The organism is Pseudomonas sp. SDO5271_S396 (assembly GCF_054071795.1).
Map to the genome: position 1 here is coordinate 261,587 of NZ_JBSVWB010000002.1, position 19,200 is coordinate 280,786.

21 protein-coding genes and 1 pseudogene are annotated in these 19,200 nt (G+C 58.1%); 6 read left to right on the plus strand and 16 right to left on the minus strand.

What is annotated here, in order from left to right:
• Positions 1–140: 140 nt before the first annotated feature.
• A complete protein-coding gene (locus tag ACW9IN_RS02895; RefSeq protein WP_457364474.1) occupies positions 141–512 on the minus strand; it encodes a winged helix-turn-helix transcriptional regulator in 372 nt (123 codons plus the stop codon).
• Between the two features lie 100 nt (positions 513–612).
• On the opposite strand from ACW9IN_RS02895, the gene ACW9IN_RS02900 reads away from it, so the two are divergent.
• Together ACW9IN_RS02900 and ACW9IN_RS02905 are read left to right on the plus strand one after the other, a co-directional pair.
• On the plus strand, positions 613–1,350 hold the full coding sequence (locus tag ACW9IN_RS02900) for an SDR family oxidoreductase (protein WP_457364475.1): 738 nt from the start codon (positions 613–615) through the stop codon (positions 1,348–1,350).
• Positions 1,351–1,822: 472 nt separating this feature from the next.
• Positions 1,823–2,833, plus strand: coding sequence for an integrase (locus ACW9IN_RS02905; protein WP_457364476.1), 1,011 nt, complete (start codon positions 1,823–1,825; stop codon positions 2,831–2,833).
• Positions 2,834–3,015: 182 nt separating this feature from the next.
• Here ACW9IN_RS02905 and ACW9IN_RS02910 read toward each other — a convergent pair whose 3' ends face one another.
• Positions 3,016–3,708, minus strand: a complete 693-nt coding sequence (locus ACW9IN_RS02910) for an ImmA/IrrE family metallo-endopeptidase (protein ID WP_044308064.1) — start codon at positions 3,706–3,708, stop codon at positions 3,016–3,018.
• A gap of 548 nt (positions 3,709–4,256) precedes the next feature.
• Between ACW9IN_RS02910 and ACW9IN_RS02915 the strand changes: the two genes are divergently transcribed.
• The 3 genes and pseudogenes from ACW9IN_RS02915 to ACW9IN_RS02925 form a co-directional block, all read left to right on the plus strand.
• Positions 4,257–7,271, plus strand: a complete 3,015-nt coding sequence (locus ACW9IN_RS02915; protein WP_059399944.1) for a Tn3 family transposase — start codon at positions 4,257–4,259, stop codon at positions 7,269–7,271.
• A complete protein-coding gene (gene tnpC / locus ACW9IN_RS02920) occupies positions 7,268–7,657 on the plus strand; it encodes a Tn3 family transposase post-transcriptional regulator TnpC (RefSeq protein ID WP_059399945.1) in 390 nt (129 codons plus the stop codon). Before ACW9IN_RS02915 ends, tnpC begins: the two co-directional genes overlap by 4 nt.
• A 118-nt stretch (positions 7,658–7,775) precedes the next feature.
• A pseudogene (locus tag ACW9IN_RS02925) lies at positions 7,776–8,057 on the plus strand (pyridine nucleotide-disulfide oxidoreductase); the annotation flags it as partial.
• Between the two features lie 24 nt (positions 8,058–8,081).
• Here the strand turns inward: ACW9IN_RS02925 and arsJ are convergent.
• Genes arsJ through ACW9IN_RS02965 form a run of 8 tightly spaced genes read right to left on the minus strand, consistent with a single transcriptional unit; the run spans position 8,082 to position 13,960 of the window.
• Entirely contained in the window at positions 8,082–9,311 is a 1,230-nt protein-coding gene (arsJ, locus tag ACW9IN_RS02930; RefSeq protein ID WP_059399947.1) for an organoarsenical effux MFS transporter ArsJ, read from the minus strand.
• A 12-nt stretch (positions 9,312–9,323) separates the two neighbouring features.
• Complete coding sequence (locus ACW9IN_RS02935) at positions 9,324–10,328, minus strand: ArsJ-associated glyceraldehyde-3-phosphate dehydrogenase (protein WP_457364477.1); 1,005 nt, start codon at positions 10,326–10,328, stop codon at positions 9,324–9,326.
• Between the two features lie 35 nt (positions 10,329–10,363).
• Positions 10,364–10,870 (minus strand): cyclin-dependent kinase inhibitor 3 family protein, encoded by a 507-nt coding sequence (locus ACW9IN_RS02940; protein ID WP_059399949.1) that lies wholly within the window; start codon positions 10,868–10,870, stop codon positions 10,364–10,366.
• A gap of 13 nt (positions 10,871–10,883) precedes the next feature.
• Positions 10,884–11,600 (minus strand): arsenical resistance protein ArsH, encoded by a 717-nt coding sequence (gene arsH / locus ACW9IN_RS02945; RefSeq protein ID WP_059399950.1) that lies wholly within the window; start codon positions 11,598–11,600, stop codon positions 10,884–10,886.
• 4 nt (positions 11,601–11,604) lie between these two features.
• Positions 11,605–12,666, minus strand: a complete 1,062-nt coding sequence (gene arsB, locus ACW9IN_RS02950; protein ID WP_059399951.1) for an ACR3 family arsenite efflux transporter — start codon at positions 12,664–12,666, stop codon at positions 11,605–11,607.
• A gap of 16 nt (positions 12,667–12,682) precedes the next feature.
• Positions 12,683–13,153: an arsenate reductase ArsC gene (locus ACW9IN_RS02955; protein WP_059399952.1), complete on the minus strand. Its 471-nt coding sequence runs from the start codon at positions 13,151–13,153 to the stop codon at positions 12,683–12,685.
• Positions 13,154–13,182: 29 nt separating this feature from the next.
• The gene (locus ACW9IN_RS02960; RefSeq protein WP_059399953.1) at positions 13,183–13,539 is read right to left on the minus strand and encodes a metalloregulator ArsR/SmtB family transcription factor; all 357 of its coding nucleotides are present in this window, start codon (positions 13,537–13,539) and stop codon (positions 13,183–13,185) included.
• Between the two features lie 7 nt (positions 13,540–13,546).
• Positions 13,547–13,960, minus strand: coding sequence for an arsenate reductase ArsC (locus ACW9IN_RS02965; protein WP_059399954.1), 414 nt, complete (start codon positions 13,958–13,960; stop codon positions 13,547–13,549).
• 267 nt (positions 13,961–14,227) lie between these two features.
• On the opposite strand from ACW9IN_RS02965, the gene ACW9IN_RS02970 reads away from it, so the two are divergent.
• Positions 14,228–14,500, plus strand: coding sequence for a hypothetical protein (locus ACW9IN_RS02970; protein ID WP_059399955.1), 273 nt, complete (start codon positions 14,228–14,230; stop codon positions 14,498–14,500).
• A 196-nt stretch (positions 14,501–14,696) separates the two neighbouring features.
• On the opposite strand, the gene ACW9IN_RS02975 is transcribed toward ACW9IN_RS02970, so the two are convergent.
• The 6 genes from ACW9IN_RS02975 to ACW9IN_RS03000 all read right to left on the minus strand — a co-directional run bounded on the left by ACW9IN_RS02975 (position 14,697) and on the right by ACW9IN_RS03000 (position 19,096).
• Positions 14,697–15,482: a sulfite exporter TauE/SafE family protein gene (locus ACW9IN_RS02975; RefSeq protein ID WP_059399956.1), complete on the minus strand. Its 786-nt coding sequence runs from the start codon at positions 15,480–15,482 to the stop codon at positions 14,697–14,699.
• Positions 15,483–15,492: 10 nt separating this feature from the next.
• Positions 15,493–16,602, minus strand: a complete 1,110-nt coding sequence (locus ACW9IN_RS02980) for an ABC transporter ATP-binding protein (RefSeq protein WP_457364478.1) — start codon at positions 16,600–16,602, stop codon at positions 15,493–15,495.
• Positions 16,589–17,263 carry a molybdate ABC transporter permease subunit gene (gene modB, locus ACW9IN_RS02985; protein WP_059399958.1) on the minus strand — a complete coding sequence of 225 codons (675 nt, stop codon included), beginning with the start codon at positions 17,261–17,263 and terminating at the stop codon, positions 16,589–16,591. The genes ACW9IN_RS02980 and modB overlap by 14 nt, the downstream gene beginning before the upstream one ends.
• A 2-nt stretch (positions 17,264–17,265) precedes the next feature.
• Complete coding sequence (modA, locus tag ACW9IN_RS02990; RefSeq protein WP_059399959.1) at positions 17,266–18,051, minus strand: molybdate ABC transporter substrate-binding protein; 786 nt, start codon at positions 18,049–18,051, stop codon at positions 17,266–17,268.
• Positions 18,052–18,152: 101 nt separating this feature from the next.
• Positions 18,153–18,500, minus strand: a complete 348-nt coding sequence (locus tag ACW9IN_RS02995) for a winged helix-turn-helix domain-containing protein (RefSeq protein WP_057390157.1) — start codon at positions 18,498–18,500, stop codon at positions 18,153–18,155.
• Positions 18,497–19,096 carry a DnaB-like helicase N-terminal domain-containing protein gene (locus ACW9IN_RS03000; protein WP_059399960.1) on the minus strand — a complete coding sequence of 200 codons (600 nt, stop codon included), beginning with the start codon at positions 19,094–19,096 and terminating at the stop codon, positions 18,497–18,499. Before ACW9IN_RS03000 ends, ACW9IN_RS02995 begins: the two co-directional genes overlap by 4 nt.
• Between the last annotated feature and the right edge of the window lie 104 nt (positions 19,097–19,200).

Sequence of the window (19,200 nt, forward strand, 5' to 3'; positions counted from 1 at the left end):
GTTCACAAGGGTTCGCAACAATTCGCAGCATGATGTTGTTGTGATGCTACGGCGTTTTCCGGCGGGTATCCGGACGTTTTGATGGAGGGCGGGGCAGGCATTTATATAACTCAACTAAATAGATATTTAGTTGAGTTATGCTATTTTTGCATTAAAGGCTGGGTGAGGGCGGCCAGGCGCCGTTCGCTGATACGCTCGACGGCCTGCATATGTTCCGTGCCCCAGGCACACAGCGGGCCCAGGGCCTTGGCCAGCGACACGCCAAAGGGGGTGAGGGCGTACTCGACCCTTGGCGGGATTTCCTGAAAGTCGGTGCGGTCGATCACACCGTCGCGTTCCAGCTCTTTCAACTGCTGGATCAGCACCTTGTCGGTCACGCTGCCGACAGCACGTCGCAGCGCACCATAACGGTGAACATCATGGGCCAGGTGAAAAAGAATCAAGGGCTTCCATTTGCCGCCAATCACCGCCAGGGCTGCGTCGAGCCCGCAATTGAAGGTGCCTTTCGCCATGGATTCGCGCTCCAGGTTGGGTACTTACCAAAAGGTGCATACTATTCAAATTAATAGCGCGGATCTAGGCTTTGAACCTCAACTTTTCGAGGACAGGTTCATGAGCAGACTCAACGGCAAAACAGCAGTGGTCACTGGCGGCAACAGCGGCATTGGCCTGGCAACCGCCATTCGTTTCGCAGCCGAAGGTGCCCAAGTCATTATCGTGGGGCGCAGGCAGGAAGAATTGGACAAGGCCGTGGCGCTGATCGGCCACGGTGCGATCGCCATCCAGGGCGACATTGCAAACCTGGACGATCTCGATCGTGTTTATGGCCAAATCCGGCAGGTGGATATTCTGTTTGCCAACGCCGGCCTGGGTGATTTCCAGCCGATAGGCGCCGTGACGGAGGAATCGTTTGATCGTACCTTCGGCGTCAACGTCAAAGGCACGCTGTTCACCGTGCAAAAGGCGCTGCCATTGATGAAGCCTGGCGCCTCGATCATCCTGACCGGCTCGACGACGGCGTCCATGGGCACGCCGGCATTCAGCGTGTACAGCGCGTCGAAAGCCGCATTGCGTAACTTCGCCAGAAGCTGGGCACTGGACCTGAAAGGCAGCGGCATTCGCGTCAACGTCCTTTCACCCGGGCCGATCTCGACACCCGGCCTGGACACAGTACTGTCCAGCACAGGCCAAACGGACGCCATCGTCGACGGCATGATTGCAGCCTTGCCACTGGGCCGCATCGGCCGCCCGGAAGAAGTCGCAGCGGCCGCGGTGTTCCTGGGTTCGGATGAGAGTAGCTTTATGACGGGGAGCGAAATGTTTGTGGATGGTGGGTTTGCGCAGGTTTGAAATGAGGTAGAGAGCCGAATCACCAGGGAAGGTGTTTTGGTGGGTTGTCAGGGATTGAAATGTGATGGGGAGTTGGCTGATGAGGCTATATGGTATTACGCATAATGTATATTATGTTAAACAATGTGTTATGTCAGATATGCTCATCAGCTGTCCAATCCCACATACCTCTGGTCAAACCCCCACAAACCGCCGTTTCCCAGAAATTCAAAAGCTTGGGTTCGATTCATAATCCTATCTCTGCGCATGGCCCTTCACTAACCTCCGGTTGACCCCACCCGACCCTCAACCCCATTCGACCATGACATCCACCATGGCAATGCTGCAGCTTTCTGCTACAGGTTAAAGGAGGCATCACTCATTCTAGCCCCCTGGTTCTGTCATGACTCGGCCGTTCATCCCATTCCCGATTTTCCCTCCCTACGTCTACTGGAGGCCAAATCAGCTTCGATCCTTTCCTACGAATCTAGCTGTGGCTGATCGGCTAGCCCAGATAGACCCGGCAGCCCATCCCTTCATCAACATCTGGTACGTCGACAGGTATGTGAATTGGATTGCTCACAATTGGGGTGCAGAAAATCCTCACCGCCAGTACCACAGCTGCATTATGGGTCTGGAGAAAATGCTCAATTGGAGCTTTGCTCATGGCCTGTCACTCGTTGACTGGCGCCGCAACGACTTTGAGAATTACGCAGAGTTTGTGCTCAACCCGCCAAAAGCTTGGACTGTGTACGGGCAACAGGCTCGCTTCGTGCAGGAACCCGGCGTCGCATTTGAGGGTTGGTCTATAAACCCAGTCTGGCGCCCGTTCCTTGATTCCAGATCAATTGGTGATGACGGCGAAATCGAGAAAAATGTCTGGAAGCGAGAGATTCGCTGCGCGACGCAGTTTCTGGATTTTTACCTCAAGGATACTACAGCCTCACGTGAAAACGTTGCCGCGCAGCCCCTTGCTGATCTTGCCTTCAAGCAACCCAAGGCAATCGGTTTCTTGACCGATGCTGAGCTGGAATGGGTCTTGAAGTCGCTTCCAAATTTCTTGGGCGTGCATGAATTCCGAATAATTGAGATGTACCTGATCATGGCTAGGTACTCGGGCCGCCGGCTCTGGAGCGTCATGGGAAACGCCAGGTCGCCCAGCCATCTCGATCAGTTCAGTCGTAGGTCGGACGGACGTTGGGTTGAGCTTCGCTCAACCAAGGATGGCTGGCTGCCGTTGTCACCCCATTTCGATGAAGTCTTTGGTCGTTACCTGCGTTACCTGAATATTGATCCGCTCCACCCTCTCCCATCGATTCCAATTTTCCCCAAAGACGATCGGAGTTCTTACTATCCCAAAGCGCTCGGACGCATCCTTGTTTCCGTCAGAGACGCTTTGGCTGACAGCGCAGCTGGGTCTAATGATCCAGAGATCTCCAGTGCCTCGGAGAAGATTCGCGGTTTGACGGTTATGTTGGTTAGTCGCAAGCCTGTTCCTGTGTGAGAACTGCTATTCGCATTCTAATGGATGCGTTGAGCGGGCCTCTGCGGAGACTGCTGTCGTTAACCGTGCTTCGGCCATCAGGCCTCGTCTTGGCTCTTCGGGCGTCCATACTCACGCCTGCGCACTCCTCTTGCAGTCGCGTCCAGGGATGCCTTTGCTTGTATGCTGTGACCCCTGCCGCTTTATGGCCACCGCACCAACTCCAGTTCCTTGAGCCGGATGGCCATCGCCGAATCCGAGACGCCGAATTGCTGGGCAAGTGACACCAGGTTCTGGTTGTTGAAGCGGGTGCATCGCGCCAGAGCCAGCTCACGTTCTCCCGACTCTTTTGGGGCGTAGAGGAGCCGATCCGGATTGTTGGGGTCGAGGTGATAGGCAATCACGTCGCTGAAGCGCAGCTGCCCCTTGCAGCAGAACATAAATTCGAACCGTTCCCTCACCAGCTTTTGAGGCATGAGGAAGCAGGCCGCGAAGCGATCGGCTTGTCGCTCTGCGGGTGCACGTGGTGTTTGCAACGGGCTGCCATCAAACGCGCGGTCGCGATGCATGACGGTGTCCTCATGCAGCACAAGATGGCCGACTTCATGGGCCCCCGTGAAGAGCTGAACTTTGTCACCAAACTCGGTCGCGACAGCGATCTTATTGGATTGACGGTCAATCAGGCCCGCAATGCGAGTACCGGTTTTATGCCGATTGAACTGGGTGTCTCCCAGGGTGGGATATTCGTGATAGTCGTAGCCGCAGACCATGGCGGCGATCCGGGGGCTGCGCATCATCATCGGTGGAATTTCTTGATCTGGCCACAGGTACCGGCGATCACGGTAAATCTGCATGAGCAGGTCAGTCGCTGCTTTCTCGATTAAAGCTTCGTTCATGGCAGAACACCACATGTAGGCTGTAAAATACAATTTAGTCCAATATGTAGTGGTTTCAATATATGACTAACCCACTATATGGGTTTTCAGATGAACGGTTGAGGGAGTTGGCACAAGAAATAAAGTGATTTCATTTCGCCATCTTTAGGTTCGCCCTGCTCTAGGTTGTGTGCGAGGATTCGGCTACGGCGGTGGCCAATGAGGGCGTGCCAGACGCTATCCACACATCGAACCCTTGATGTCGCCCGCTGTAGCATTGGGGCCATCGAAAGGATTACCAGAGGTTTGACAAGAAACATGGCATTGGATGTTGCGTTCAGCATTGAGGCTGGAGACTTTGTCGATCCCGATCGAGCCTATGACCTGTTTTGGGCAGGTGTTATAACCAATAAGCGAGCCTTCGTTTGCCCTGGAGGGGGTCATGCCGAGATAAAGGGAAAATTCACTCACTTCGCGCGTAAGATATTGATATTGGTGGCTTTTCTAAGTCGTCCGCACCGCCCTTGATTGTGGACTATCTTTTCTGATTCCTCAGAAAAGGAGGTCCTATGGCTTCATTAGAGCGCACGGCGTATCCCACTCTGTCAAAGGCGTATTCAAAAGCTGAGCTGCAGCGGGATTTCTCCTTCTCAGATGATGAGATTAAGTGGGTACGAAGCAAGTCCAAGGCCCCCTTTCACCTCAATCTTGCCGTTCTCCTGAAGACCTTTCAGGTACTCCGATATTTCCCTGATATCACCGACGTACCTGATCAACTGGTGGCGTTCATTCGCGAGGAGTTGGGTCAGCGTAGCAAGGTGAAATTCGCGGAATACAAGTGGTTTCAGCAATATCGCCACATGAACGCGATCCGAGCTCGCCTCGGTGTGACTGCATTCTACGGCTCTGATGCTATCGAGCTCGCCGAGAGGCATGCCAAAGCAATGTCGTTCGTGCTTGACCAGCGTGCCGACATCATTAACTCCGTGATTGAAGAACTGATCCGCCAGGATTATGAGCTCCCTGCGTACTCGACCCTGAATGATCTCGCTGAGAGGATTCAAGCCGAATCCCAAGAGGCAATATTCAACCTCGTAGTAACCAGAACGCCAATCGAGGTGATCCACAAGCTAAAGGAGCTGCTCGACACTGACTTCGGCCGACGCCAGAGCGACTTCAATGCGCTGAAACAGGCACCCAAGAAACCCTCTCGCAAACACCTGGAGGTGCTGATTGATCATCTGGCCTGGCTCGAAAGCTTCGGGGATCTGGGGGTCATTTTTGATGGAATAGTGGACACCAAGATCCGTCACTTCGCTGCCCAAGCCGCGGCGTCAGACGTCGCCGAGCTGAAGGACTGCTCGCTACCGAAGCGCTACACACTGATGCTGGCTTTGATCTACCGCATGCGCGTGCGGACCCGGGATCACCTGGCCGAGATGTTCATCCGGCGGATTTCGACGATTCATAAGCGAGCCAAAGAGGAGTTGGAGCAAATCCAGGCGCGTCAGCGCCAGAAGCTGGAGCAGTTGGCGGCGACCCTGGACGGCGTGGTGCAGATTCTGGTTCAAGAACCGGATGACCAGGAGGCTGGAAGCCTGATTCGGGAATACCTCTCCCCCGATGGCAATCTGGATCGGTTGCGCGAGACTTGCGCCGAAGTCCAGGCTACCGGCGGCAATAACTACCTGCCGTTGATCTGGAAGCACTTCAGGTCCCATCGCTCGCTGTTATTCCGTCTCAGTCACCTTCTCCAGTTGGAGCCCACCACTCAGGATCGATCTCTGCTTCAGGCGCTTCAACTGATCCAGGACAGCGAGAATCTACACCGCGAATGGATCGATGAGCACGTCGACTTGTCGTTCGCGTCGGAGCGCTGGGTTAAGGTCGTGCGTCGGCCTGCCAGTGAAGGGCCATCGACCAACCGCCGCTATTTGGAAGTTTGCGTATTCTCCTACTTGGCCAGCGAGCTGCGATCCGGCGACATGTGCGTACAAGGATCGGAATCCTTCGCCGACTACCGCAAGCAGTTGCTACCCTGGGAAGAGTGTCTCCAGCGACTACCTGCCTACTGCGAGAAAGTGGGTCTGCCTGCCAACGCGACGGAATTTGTCGCCTCGCTCAAGAGCCAGTTGGAAGAAACCGCACAGCAGCTGGATGACAAGTTTCCCTCCTGTCGGGGGGATGTGTCGATCAACGAGGCCGGCGAACCGGTACTGCGTCGTGTAACGGCGCGGGACATCCCACCTTCGGCCATCTCGCTGCAGACGGCGCTTATGCAGCGCATGCCGGCCAGGCACGTGCTCGACATCATGGCTAACATCGAGCATTGGATTCAGTTCACTCGGCATTTCGGGCCGATGTCCGGTAACGAGCCGAAGCTTAAAGATCCGGCCGAGCGCTACCTGATGACGATTTTCGCCATGGGCTGCAACCTAGGCCCTAACCAGGCCGCGCGGCATCTGGCCGGTAATGTCACGCCACACATGCTGTCCTATACAAATCGCCGCCACCTCTCGCTGGAGAAGTTGGACAAGGCCAACCGCGAGTTGGTGGAACTCTACCTTCAACTTGATCTGCCCAAGCTCTGGGGCGATGGCAAGGCGGTAGCTGCGGACGGCACGCAGTTCGACTTCTATGATGACAACCTGCTGGCCGGCTACCACTTCCGCTACCGCAAGATGGGGGCCGTGGCTTATCGGCATGTGGCCAACAACTACATCGCGGTGTTCCAGCACTTCATCCCACCTGGTATCTGGGAGGCGATTTACGTAATTGAGGGGCTGCTCAAGGCTGATCTCAGTGTCGAGGCAGACACTGTGTATTCCGATACTCAGGGGCAATCGGCGACGGTCTTTGCCTTCACCCATCTGCTGGGCATCAACCTGATGCCACGTATTCGCAACTGGCGGGACCTGGTGATGTGCCGGCCGGATCGCGGCGCTTCGTACAAGCATATCAACCGTCTGTTCACCGACACTGCCGACTGGAACCTGATCGAAACCCACTGGCAGGATTTGATGCAGGTCGCGCTGTCTATCCAGGCCGGCAAAATCTCCTCGCCCATGCTGCTGCGAAAACTCGGTTCCTACAGCAGGCGTAACAAGCTCTACCATGCGGCACAGGCACTGGGCAGCGTGATCCGTACGATCTTCCTGCTCAACTGGATCGGCAGTCGCGAGTTGCGCCAGGAGGTCACCGCGAACACCAACAAGATCGAGTCCTACAACGGTTTCTCCAAGTGGCTATCCTTCGGCGGCGATGTGATCGCCGAGAACGATCCGGACGAGCAGCAGAAACGCCTGCGCTACAACGACATGGTGGCCTCGTCGGTGATCCTGCAGAACACCGTGGACATGATGCGCATCCTGCAGAAACTGGCCCGCGAGGGCTGGCAGTTCACCGACGAAGATGTGTCCTTCCTCAGTCCCTACCTGACCAGCAACGTCAAGCGCTTCGGCGAGTTCAATCTTAAGCTCAATCGGCCACCGGAGCCCTGGATCAAGGATTCGGTGTTTCAACAAGCCGCCGGCTCGCTACGGGTCAGCACGACCAGCCAGGCCGATACCGAGATGGCCACATGATCAACATTCCTCCCGCATCTTTTCGCGTTACGCCGTGTGGAGAGGTGGACGTCGCAGCATTGGAGAAGCTTCGCAACAGCTTCGACACGTCACAGCTACTCGGACTGGTCGATCGACTGGACACTAGCCTGGCTGAGGTGGGTGGGATGATTGCTGTACGCGACGACTTGCTGAAGCTGCATACGATGGCCCTGGCGTTGGTCGAAGGCACTCTACCGCCGGTTACGACCGAGGAATCCTGCATCTGGGAGGTAGCCGAATCAGTGCTATTAGATCTTGAGACGTTGAGCTCCTGGATTCGCACTGCTCAGATGATGATCGCGCCGTTGGTCGATCTGGCCCCAGAATATAGAGCCAGTGAGTTGCCAGATCGCGAAGGCAGCTGAGCAGGTATTACCTGAGATAGATCAGCGTTCTGGCTGATGCGGGCTATTACACTGCGCAATCGATCTGTTTGGAGTCCCTCAGTGGAAGCTCGCTCTGAAAATAAGTGGGATGTAGTCATCAGGTGTCGTTTGGCCCGATAGCACGGAGACCATGGTCGATGCAGTGATCTGGTGCACCGGCTTCAAACCTGCGTTGGGCCACCTGGCCAACTTGAGGCTGAGCAACGATGAGGGGCGAGTCGAGGTTGAGGGGACTCGCACCGCCCACGAACCCAGGCTCTGGCTGGTGGGCTATGGCGAATGGACGGGATCGGCTTCAGCAACCCTGATCGGGGTGACCCGTACGGCACGCAGCACGGCAACCGAGATCGAACAGTTTTTGGCAACGGCGGAGGCCTGAGAGCCTCCGCTCTGAGCCGCCTGATCAGGCCTGCTGAGCCGCATCGAGGTGCTTAGGCAAGGCGATGGAAATCAGCGCAGCGGCCAGTACAAACGCACTGGAAACCCACAAGCAGGCCTCCAGACCATAGGCCTGGAATACCCAGCCCGAGAGTAACGTACCGATCAGCCGCCCCAGTGCGTTGGACATGTAATAGAAGCCTACATCCAGCGACACCCCGTCTTCCTTGGCATAGGACACGATCAGGTAGCTGTGCAGCGACGAGTTCACCGCAAACAGCACGCCGAACAGCATCAGCCCGCCCAGAAGCACAACCTGGGGCGACCACCCAGCCGAAAGACCGAGAGCAATCGCCGCAGGTAGGCCAGCCAGCAGCGCCGCCCAAACTAAGGCAGCTCGCCCATCAGGGACGTGACCACGTTTTTTTCCAGTGATGTGCGGGGCGAACGACTGCACGATGCCGTAGCCAATGACCCAGGCCGCCAGAAAACCGCCCACCAGCCAGAAGTCCCAGCCAAACACCGTGCTCAGGTAGACCGGCAAGGCCACCACGAACCACACATCGCGGCCGCCGAACAGGAACAACCTGGCCGCGGAGAGGATGTTGATCGCCCGACTCTTGGAGAGGATGTCGCGAAACTTGGGCTTGGCTTTGGCCTTGCCTAGGTCTTTCTTCAGCAGGAACAGGCTGGCTATCCAGATCAGGGCCAGTACGGCGGCCATCGCCAGCACTGCGCCGGTGAAACCCATCAATGCCAGCAACGCACCGCCGAGGAAAAAGCCAACTCCTTTCAGCGCATTCTTTGAGCCAGTGAGGATCGCCACCCACTTGTAGAGCGTGACTTGCTGGTTGTCAGGCACCAACAGCTTGATCGAACTCTTGGCGCTCATCTTGTTGAGGTCTTTGGCGATACCCGACATGGCCTGAGCGCCCATCACCCAGGGGATGGTCAGCCAAGCGGCGGGCACCGTGAGCATCAGCAAGGCCGCCACCTGTAGGCCTAAACCAATGTTCATGGTGCGATTCAGGCCCAGGCGTGCACCGAGATAGCCGCCCACCAGGTTGGTGATAACGCCGAAGATCTCGTAGAACAGGAACAGCGCAGCGATTTGCAGCGGTGTGTAGCCCAACGTGTGGAAGTGCAGCACCACCAACATGCGCAACGCGCCGTCGGTGAGGGTAAAGGCCCAGTAATTACCGGTGACCAGCAGGTACTGGCGCACTTCCGGGGAAAGGGCTGACAACGCCTTCATGATCGCTCCCTGTTAAACGGCCAAGCCGACCAGTTTGGCCAACTCGACAGCACGATTGGCGTATCCCCACTCGTTGTCGTACCAGGCGTAGATCTTCACCTGGGTATCATTGACCACCATGGTCGACAGCGCATCGATGATCGAAGAACGCGGGTCGGTGCGGTAATCGATGGAGACCAGGGGACGCTCCTCGTAGCCGAGGATATTCTTCAGCGGGCCATCGGCGGCAGCTTTGAGCAGTGCATTGACCTCATCCACCGAAGTGGCGCGCTCGACCTCGAATACGCAGTCGGTGAGCGAGGCGTTGGCCAACGGCACGCGCACGGCATGGCCATTCAACTTGCCGCGCAGCTCGGGGAAGATCTCAGCAATCGCGGTGGCCGATCCGGTGGTCGTCGGAATCAGGCTCATTCCCGAAGCACGGGCACGACGCAGATCCTTGTGCGGCTGGTCGAGGATGCTCTGGGTGTTAGTCAGGTCGTGAATCGTAGTGATCGAGCCGTGGCGAATGCCCAGGTTCTCGTGGATCACCTTGACCACTGGAGCCAGGCAGTTGGTGGTGCAGGACGCAGCGGTAACGATGCGGTGTTGCACAGGGTCGAACAGGTGCTGGTTGACCCCCATAACCACGTTCAGTGCGCCTTTCTCCTTGACCGGCGCGCACACCACCACACGCTTCACGCCCTGATCCAGGTAGACCTGTAGCACTGCAACGGTCTTCATCTTGCCACTGGCTTCGATGACCAGATCGCAGCCCGACCAATCGGTGTCAGCAATCGCCTTGTTGGCGGTCACCTTGATGCGCTGGCCACCGATCACGACATGATCGCCCTCGGAGCTGGCTTCGTTGTTCCAACGGCCATGTACCGAGTCGAAGTTGATCAGGTGGGCGTGAGTCGCTGCGTCACCTGCCGGGTCGTTAATCTGCACGAACTCGAACTCTGGCCAGCTCCAGGCTGCACGCAGGGCGAGACGACCGATACGACCGAAACCGTTGATACCTACTTTGATGCTCATGTTTTTATTCTCTCGGGGCGGCTAGCTGCGGGCAATTACGACTGGGCGGTGTCGAACTGGCTGATGTAGTTGATATGCGCAGGGTGCTGAATCGCACGGGGGCGCAACGCCTGCACTTCACTGACCGCCTCGCGCAACGGAACACCGCACTCGATCAGCAGCTGTGCGGCAATCAGGCCGGTACGACCCGAACCGCCTTTGCAGTGAATGGCGATGCTCTTGCCTTCAGTGAGCAGTTGCTTGATCCGCTCGCGATTGGCGTCCCAGGCCGCCTGGAATGGTTCGCCGGGGGTCTGGTCGTCCTCCACTGGAAGGTGGAACCATTCGATGTCGCGCTGCTGGCACTGCCCAGGCAGATTCTCGATTTCGTTCTGGGTCAGTTCTTCAGTGGGCATCAGCGTCAGCAAGGCTGAAGCGCCGGCCTCCTTGAGGGTGTCCAGCGCCTCAGCGACCGATGTGTCTTTGGTGCCAGGGCACGGCGTGAAGATCAGTTGGCCCTTGACCTGCTCGGAGGTCAGCACGGAGTACGGATGTTGTTGCACGATCAAAAATCCTTCAGATGGAACGTTGATTAACGCGTTTGGAGAGTTCTTCCGCCGATTCCTTGCGCTCGGAATAGCGGTCAACCAGGTAGTCGGAGCGCTCACGCAGCAGCAGGGTGAACTTCACCAGCTCCTCCATCACGTCCACTACGCGGTCATAGAAAGCCGATGGTTTCATCCGGCCTGCTTCGTCGAACTCCAGGTAGGCCTTCGGGACAGACGACTGGTTGGGGATGGTGAACATGCGCATCCAGCGGCCAAGCACACGCAGCTGGTTGACCACGTTGAAGGATTGCGAACCACCACAGACCTGCATCACCGCCAGGGTCTTGCCCTGGGTCGGGCGTACCGCGCCCATGGCCAGTGGAACCCAGTCGATCTGCGCCTTGAACACCCCGGTCATCGAGCCGTGTCGTTCGGGTGAGCACCAGACCTGGCCTTCCGACCACTGCATCAACTCGCGCAGTTCCTGCACCTTGGGATGGCTGTCCGGAGCATCGTCCGGCAAAGGCAGGCCAGAGGGATTGAAGATCCGCGTTTCGGCACCGAAGCGCTCCAGCAGGCGAGCGGCTTCCTCGGTCAGCAAGCGACTGAACGAGCGGGCGCGGGTCGATCCGTAGAGCAGCAGGATGCGTGGCTTGTGCGTGACCGTAAGCGGGCTGCCGAGCTTGTCGAGGGTGGGCAAATCGACCAGTTCGGTATCTAGATTGGGGATGTGTTCTTCAGACATACGTCTACTCCTGAGCGAGTGCTGCGCGAGGCTGGTCGAACCAGCGGCGCTTGAGCCAAAGGGCTACGCCGACCAGGGCGATTAGCACTGGCACTTCAACCAACGGGCCGATCACCGTGGCAAAGGCCACCGGCGAAGCCAGGCCGAACGTGGCAATAGCTACAGCAATAGCCAGTTCGAAGTTGTTGCTGGCAGCGGTGAAGGCCAGTGCGGTAGTGCGTGGGTAATCAGCGTTCAGCAGCTTGCCCATCCAGAAGCTGATAAAGAACATCACCACGAAGTAGATGGTCAGCGGGATGGCGATACGCAGCACATCCAGCGGCAGTTGCAGCACCATGTCGCCCTTGAGGCTGAACATCGCCACGATCGTCAGCAGCAGCGCCACCAGCGTTAGCGGGCTGATACGCGGGATAAAACGCTGGTTGAACCACTCTTCGCCTTTGCGGCTGATGAGGATCTTGCGCGTCAGGAAACCAGCCAGAAACGGAATGCCGAGGTAGATCAGCACGGACTCGGCGATGCTGACAAAACTCACGTCGATCACGCTGCCCTGTAGCCCGAACAAAGGTGGCAGCAGGCCGAGGAAGATCCAGGCATACAGGCTGAAAAACACGATCTGGAAGATGCTATTGAACGCGACCAGGCCGGCAACGTACTGGTTGTTGCCGCCTGCGATCTGGTTCCACACCAGCACCATGGCGATGCAGCGTGCCAGGCCGATAAGGATCAGGCCTGTCATGTATTCGGGGTAATCGCGCAGGAAGATCACTGCCAGAGCAAACATCAGTACCGGGCCGATCACCCAGTTCTGGATCAGCGACAACGCGAGAATGCGCTTGTCCTTGAATATCTCAGGCAGCTCTTCATACCTGACCTTGGCCAAAGGCGGGTACATCATCACGATCAAACCAATAGCAATCGGGATATTGGTCGAGCCTACCGACAGGCTGTTCAGCCAACCTGGCAGACCATCGAACAGGCTGCCCAAGCTGACGCCAATCGCCATGGCGAGAAATATCCAGACCGTCAGGTAGCGATCCAAAAATGAAAGGCGGCTTTTGCTCATCGTCATGTCTCCAATGTCAGAGCGTGCCGATCAGGGCCAGCTCGGCCTTGAGTTGTTCGGCACTCATCTGCTTGAGCGGTAAAGCCAGGAAGGCCTCGATACGGGTTTTGATCTTCTCCAAGGTGGCATCAAAAGCCGCTTCGATTTCCTCGTCAGTCCCCTGGTATTCCGACGGATCAGCCAGCCCCCAGTGAGCTTTGGTCGCGGGCCCGAAAAACACCGGACAGGCTTCACCGGCAGCCTTGTCGCAGACCGTGATCACGAAGTCAGGGGCGAGGCCCTCGTGAACATCGCTGGACTTGCTGGCGAGCCCTGCGGTCGAGATGCCGGCGTTTTCCAGCGTTTTCAGACTCAGTGGGTGCACGACACCTTTAGGTTGGCTGCCGGCGCTGTAGGCTTTCATCCCAGCAGGAGCCAAGTGATTGAGCACAGCTTCGCAAAGAATGCTGCGGCAGCTATTGGCGGTGCAGAGAAACAAAATCTTCATCAAGCTATCTCGTAGAGGCCAAGCGCGACTCAGCAGCAGGCAGCGAGGCGCTGCGGGCGGTCGCCCATCACATCAAGGCGTTTGGCGTCTGGGCTGAGCCAGTGCTGATTGGCATCCAGAGTGGTTTTCAGGATGGCGATCACCCAGTCCGGCAGGCTGGGGTGCAGGCGGTAATAGACCCACTGACCTTGCCGGCGATCTTCCAGCAGGCCGCAGTTGCGCAGTTGCGCTAGGTGGCGGGAAACCTTCGGCTGGCTTTCATCGAGCGCGCAGGTCAGCTCACAGACGCACAACTCATCCTCGCGGGTTATGAGCAGCATCAGGCGAACGCGGGTTTCGTCTGCCAGGCATTTGAATACAGTGGTAGGGGTCAGATGGTCAGCCATAAAGGTCTCAACGTTTGGTTTTCACCAGCACGAACATCTTGATGCGCTCGTGTATCTCGTGAAGGGTGTGGCGGAATGCATCGGGCTGGGTGCTGGTCACCGGGTCTTCAAAGTTCCACGCCAGTACCTCGCCGGCACCTGGAAGGGCCTGACACTCCAAAGACGACTTATCGCACAGCGTGATGACGTATTCGAAATGCTCGTCGGCAAACTCATCGATGGACTTGCTGCGCAGTCCCTCGGTGTTTACGCCAAGGTGCTCAAGCGCATCCAGGGTGCGCGGATCAACCTCACCAGGCTCAGTGCCGGCGCTAAATGCCTCGAAGCGTTCGGAATCAGTGTGTCGCAGCAGCGCTTCAGCCAGCTGCGAGCGAGCAGCGTTAGCCACACAAACGAACAGCACGCGGGTCTTGTAAGCCATTGCTAAATCTCGAACCGAATATGGTTTCAGGAATATACGTTTTAGCGAATATTCAGTAAAGCGAAAATGGCAATCCAGTGGATGAGTAACCCACAAACACGCTTGAAGGGCTTAGCTTCGCTGGCTTACGGCAGCAAGCAGGCCGAAGCTTGGAGCTGGCAATACCCTGAAACATCTGATTAATCGCATATCCATATTTTGTAATCTTTCCGTCATCAGAAGAGCTTTAGGCTTTATCGCATCTCTAACCCAAGCAGGAACCTTGCGATGAAAAAACTGACTTTGACTGCAATGCTGTTGACCAGCCTGTTCGCCACCGCCTCTTTCGCCAGTCAGTACGACAAGCCTGGCTTTGTCACCGAGGTCGAAGATGGTCGTCTGTGGGTATTCCGTGAAGGCTCCAAGGAGCTGGAGGAGTTCAAGAAAAGTGGGGAGCCGGCCAAGCAATTCACCGACATCGGTACTGGCCCTGAAGGCATGACTGTCAAATCTGCCGACGAGGCGACCCTGAAGGACTACCTGCAAGCAATTAAGAAGTAAGCCATGCGGACGCTGCTCTCTACTCGGAGAGCAGCGTCGGGTACTCTATCGACCAGCAGCTCTCTGTTCGGCCGAAACCTCACTTGTTGAGGGCCCAATGCAGCGTGCCGCTCAAGAGGACCGCATTCGCTGTTTTCACATAGCCTGGACCCTAAACGGCCTATCGCCTTTCTAGGAAACTAGAGGCAATTGAATATCAAGCGTGTCGCCAAAGCTTGATTGCCGATAACACGAGGATGGCGGACAGCAGCGGCAGCAGGACGGCTGTGCTGACCCAGCCCAGCAGCACGCCGCCTAATGCGGCTCCAGCCAGAGAGCCAATAGCCATCCAGAGCACGAACGGCCTGTGCTTGCCCAACACGGCGAAGCTCTGGTCGCGACTGTAGCGGGCAAAGCCGATCAGCATCGTCGGCAGGCTGACGGCCAGCGAAAGGCTACCCGCCAGTTTGATATCCGCGCCGAAGAGCAAAACGAAGGTCGGAATCAGCAACTCGCCCCCGGCCACCCCCAGCAAAGACGCGACGATGCCGATGATTAGTCCGGCCAGCAGGCCAGCCGGAATCAACCAGGGTGCCTCCAGCAGCGGGTGGCCCGTGCTATACGGGCTGTGACCAAACACCAGGATCAGCGCAATCAGCAGCAGAAGCACTGCGATCACCCGGTAGAGGTGGTGTGACTGCAAGCGAGTTGCCCAGCCGGCACCGACCCAGGCACCGATCAGGCTGCCGGCCAGCAGGTTGAGTATCGCTGGCCACCAGGCCAGCACCTCATGGAGCGGTACTGAAAACGAGCGGATCGGCAAGGCCGCTGTCACCACCACCAGGCTGATGGCCTTGTTGAGGATCACCGCCTCCAGTGCATAGAAACGGAACAGGCCGATCAACAGTGGCAGCCGGAATTCGGCCCCGCCAAGCCCTATCAGCCCACCGAGCAGACCTACACCAGCTCCCGCACCGAATACGGCAGGCTTGTTAATGCGCATGGATTTTTACCTAAAGGCTGCCCTCGACGGGCATCAAATGGATGGTTTCACCACGTAGGCGAATCGTCAGGCGCTGGCCCGCAGCCAGGCCGTAGCGTTGCGCCAGATGACGGGGCACGTTCATGGTCAAGCTCGCCTGGCCTCGACGCAGTTCGACACGCAAGTGCTCGCCCAGCGGCAACAGTCGCTCTATCTGCGCGTCTACGGGATTGTCCAGAGCGCCTGGCGCATGCTGTTGAGGCATCAGCAGTACGCTGGAAGTCGGCAACCCCCAACTCACGCGTTGTCCCGGCATCCAATCCGCCTGGCGACGAACACGCAACGGCTGGCCTTCCCAATCGATCAAGCTGTGATCGGTGCCATGGTGCAGGACCGTACCCGTAAACAGGTTGCGCATCCCCACCAGGCGCGCCACCTCGGGCGTCGCCGGGGCGGCCAGCACGCGGTCGGGTATGCCGGCCTGCAAAGTTCTGCCGGCAGAAAGAATGCAGAGTTGATCCGCCAACAGGGTGGCTTCGTCCAGGTCGTGGGTGACCAGCAGCACCGGCATGCGCAGCACTTCGCGCAGTTCGGCCAGTTCACCGTACAGCGCTTCGCGGGTCGCCCGGTCCACTGCCGAAAATGGCTCGTCGAGCAGCAACACCTTGGGTTCGCGAGCCAGGGCGCGAGCGACGGCGACTCGCTGCTGCTGGCCACCGGACAGCTGATGCGGGTGGCGTTGCGCCAGGCCGTGCAGATGGAGTCTATCCAGCAATGCCAAGGCGCGATCCGTGCGTTCGGCAGGCGGCACCTCGCCCATGGCCTGCACGATGTTGTCCAACGCGGACAGGTGCGGGAACAGCGCGTAGTGCTGGAACACCATGCCAATCCGGCGCTTGTCGGTGGCCACCGCAACTTGCTGTTCGCTGTCGAGCCAGGTTTCGCCACCGCAACGGATTAGTCCCTGCTGCGGCCGATGGAGGCCGGCGATGCTGCGCAACAAGGTGGACTTGCCGCTACCCGACGGGCCAACCAGTGCCAGCACCTCGCCCGGCGCGCAGTGCAGTTCGGCGTCCAGCGGGATGGGGGCGGCCTGCCGCACGCGCAGGTACAAGCCATCCTTCTCGTCAGTCATGGACATGGCGTCGACCCAGCCTGGAGGTGGCGAAATAGGACAGGCCGATGGCACCCAGCGAGAAGAGCAGCAGCACGGCGGACATCACCGCCGCCGCCTGATCGTCGAAGGCCTGTACCCGGTCATAGATGGCGATGGCGATGGTGCGCGTCTCGCCGGGAATGCTGCCGCCGACCATCAACACCACGCCGAACTCACCCAGGGTGTGGGCGAAGGTCAGCACCAAGGCGGACAGGATGCCCGGCCAGGCCAGCGGCAACTCGATGCGTCGCAGCACCTGCCAGGGTGATAGACCGCAACAGCGCGCCGCCTCGCGAATATCCGCCGGAATGGCCTCGAAGGCCCGTTGCATGGGCTGGATGGCGAAAGGCAGGTTGAACAGCACTGAGGCAATCAGAAGCCCCTCGAAACTGAAGGTCAGGGAGTGGCCGAACAGTGTCTGATAGCCCTGACCGAGGGGTGAGTTGCCACCCATGGCCAGCAACAAGTAGAAGCCGAGCACCGTCGGCGGCAACACCAATGGCAGGGCCAGCAATGCCTCGGTCATGCTCTTGCCGCGAAAGTTTGACCAAGCCAGCTTACGGCCGACCCAGATGCCCACGGGGAGCAGAACCAGCATCGTCCAGAACGCCAGATTGAGCGACAGCCACAGTGCTGACCAATCCACGCTTAATCTTCCTGGGCGGGTAGAACGAAGCCGTATCGAGCCAGGATGGCGCGAGCGGCCGGCTCCTGCAGGTAGCGGTAGAACGCTTGGCTGGTGGCATCGGCTCCCTTGACCAGCACCATGCGCTGCTTCAGAGGCTCGTGCCAGTCACTGGGAATCAGGGCGTACTGGCCGCGCTTGGCCATATTCGGTGACAGCACCAGGGAGTAGGCAACGATGCCGCCCTGAGCACTGGCCGAAGTGGCGAACTGGGCCGCCTGGGCGACGTTCTCGCCCAACACCAGCTTGTCCTGGATACTTGCCCAGAGGCCGGCGTGCTTGAGCGCCTCCTCGGCCCGCCGGCCATAGGGGGCGTGCTCCGGGTTGGCGATAGCGAACTTCTTCAGGCGACCGTCCGCCAGTGCAACACGCAGGTCGGCCAGTTGCTCATCAGCCTTGAGCGGCGAGCCGTTTGGCACCATCAGTACGATGCGGCCCACGGCATAAAGTGCGCCTTCATCCTCTGTCTTACCGGCTTCATGCAGTTTCTGCACGTATTCCTCGTCGGCCGAGAAATAAAGCTGGAAAGGCGCCCCCTCACTGATCTGGCGGTAGAAATTGCCGGAGGAGCCGAATACCAGCCGTAACGACAGTCCTGTATCGGCCTTGAACTGCTGATGAACTTCTTCCAAGGCAAACTGCAGGTCAGCTGCGGCGGCGACAGCGGGAGCCTCGGCCCAGGATTGAGCCGTACAAATCAGCATGGACAGACCGACCAGCCAATTGCGGATAGTTGTGCATGAAGCCATGGTGAACCTTCTTCTGTGTTGTTTTTGGAGTGACGCTATATATCTTGAGATACAGCGTCAATCAAGAATAATCTGACTCTGCGGTCAGCTTATTTATTGGGTCAGCGCTTTAGTAATGCTTGAATGGTCGTCATACCCGTCTCAACTTCCGAGCGGGCACGAGCCTCGATACTGCGAAATTGCCGCAGAACCTGCTCCCCAGCATCACTCAGTCGAGCACCGCCGCCATGTCGACCGCCGACTAGCGATATGACCAGAGGCTCGCGAAAGCAGCGGTTCATGGTTTCCACCAGAAGCCAGGCACGTCGATAGGACATACCCAGTTCGCGCGCCGCTCCACTGATCGAGCCGCTACGCTGAATGGCTTCCAGCAGATCAACCTTCCCGGGGCCGATGGCGATATCCTCGCCAAGGTGCAGGCGGATTCTCAGGCTGATAGTGCTGGTCACAGAGTCGCGTCCTCGGTAACGGATTCGTCGTAGACATAGCAGACGCGCTGCCCGAGCCAGGTCTGCGGAAATGCCTGCTCCTGCCGAATTGTGTCCTCGATGGTGGCGACCCATGACTTGCCGTGCGAGAGCCCGAAGAATTTGGCTTCCAGCAGGCTGCATAGTCGGCGCTGGCCCTGATAGGCCTCATTGAGGCTGGAGCGCAGCACACCAAAACCTCTGAGTAGGCGAGCCAGACCGCTTACCTGCTCGAAACGAATCGGAGTTTCCGTGGCCAGTTGCCCGAGCAGTTGGATACCTCCAGCGGCCTGGTAATGCTCGTCCGACTCCAGCAACTCACAAAGCGTCAGGATGTCGATGGCTTCGCCGAGACTGGCCAGTGTTTCCATGGCCAGGTAAATCCGGCAATGCGGATACCCCTCGAAATCGCCTGGATCGATAATCTTTGCCACCACGCGCCACGCCTCACCATTGAGCATCAGGTAGCCCAGCAGATGGCGCTCCGCGAGCTGGGCTGACAGGGCATAGGCCGGATCGAGGCGAATCAATCCGGGGCTGGTCTGGGCGGTATGGTTCGCGTCAAGCGGGAGGGACATTTGTACCTTTGTACCTTTTCTGGACAGCGGTGAAGCGGGGTTACGACAATAGCGCGCATTGTACGGCCCTCCAAACACGGAGCGGTCGGCCAGGAAAGGAACTC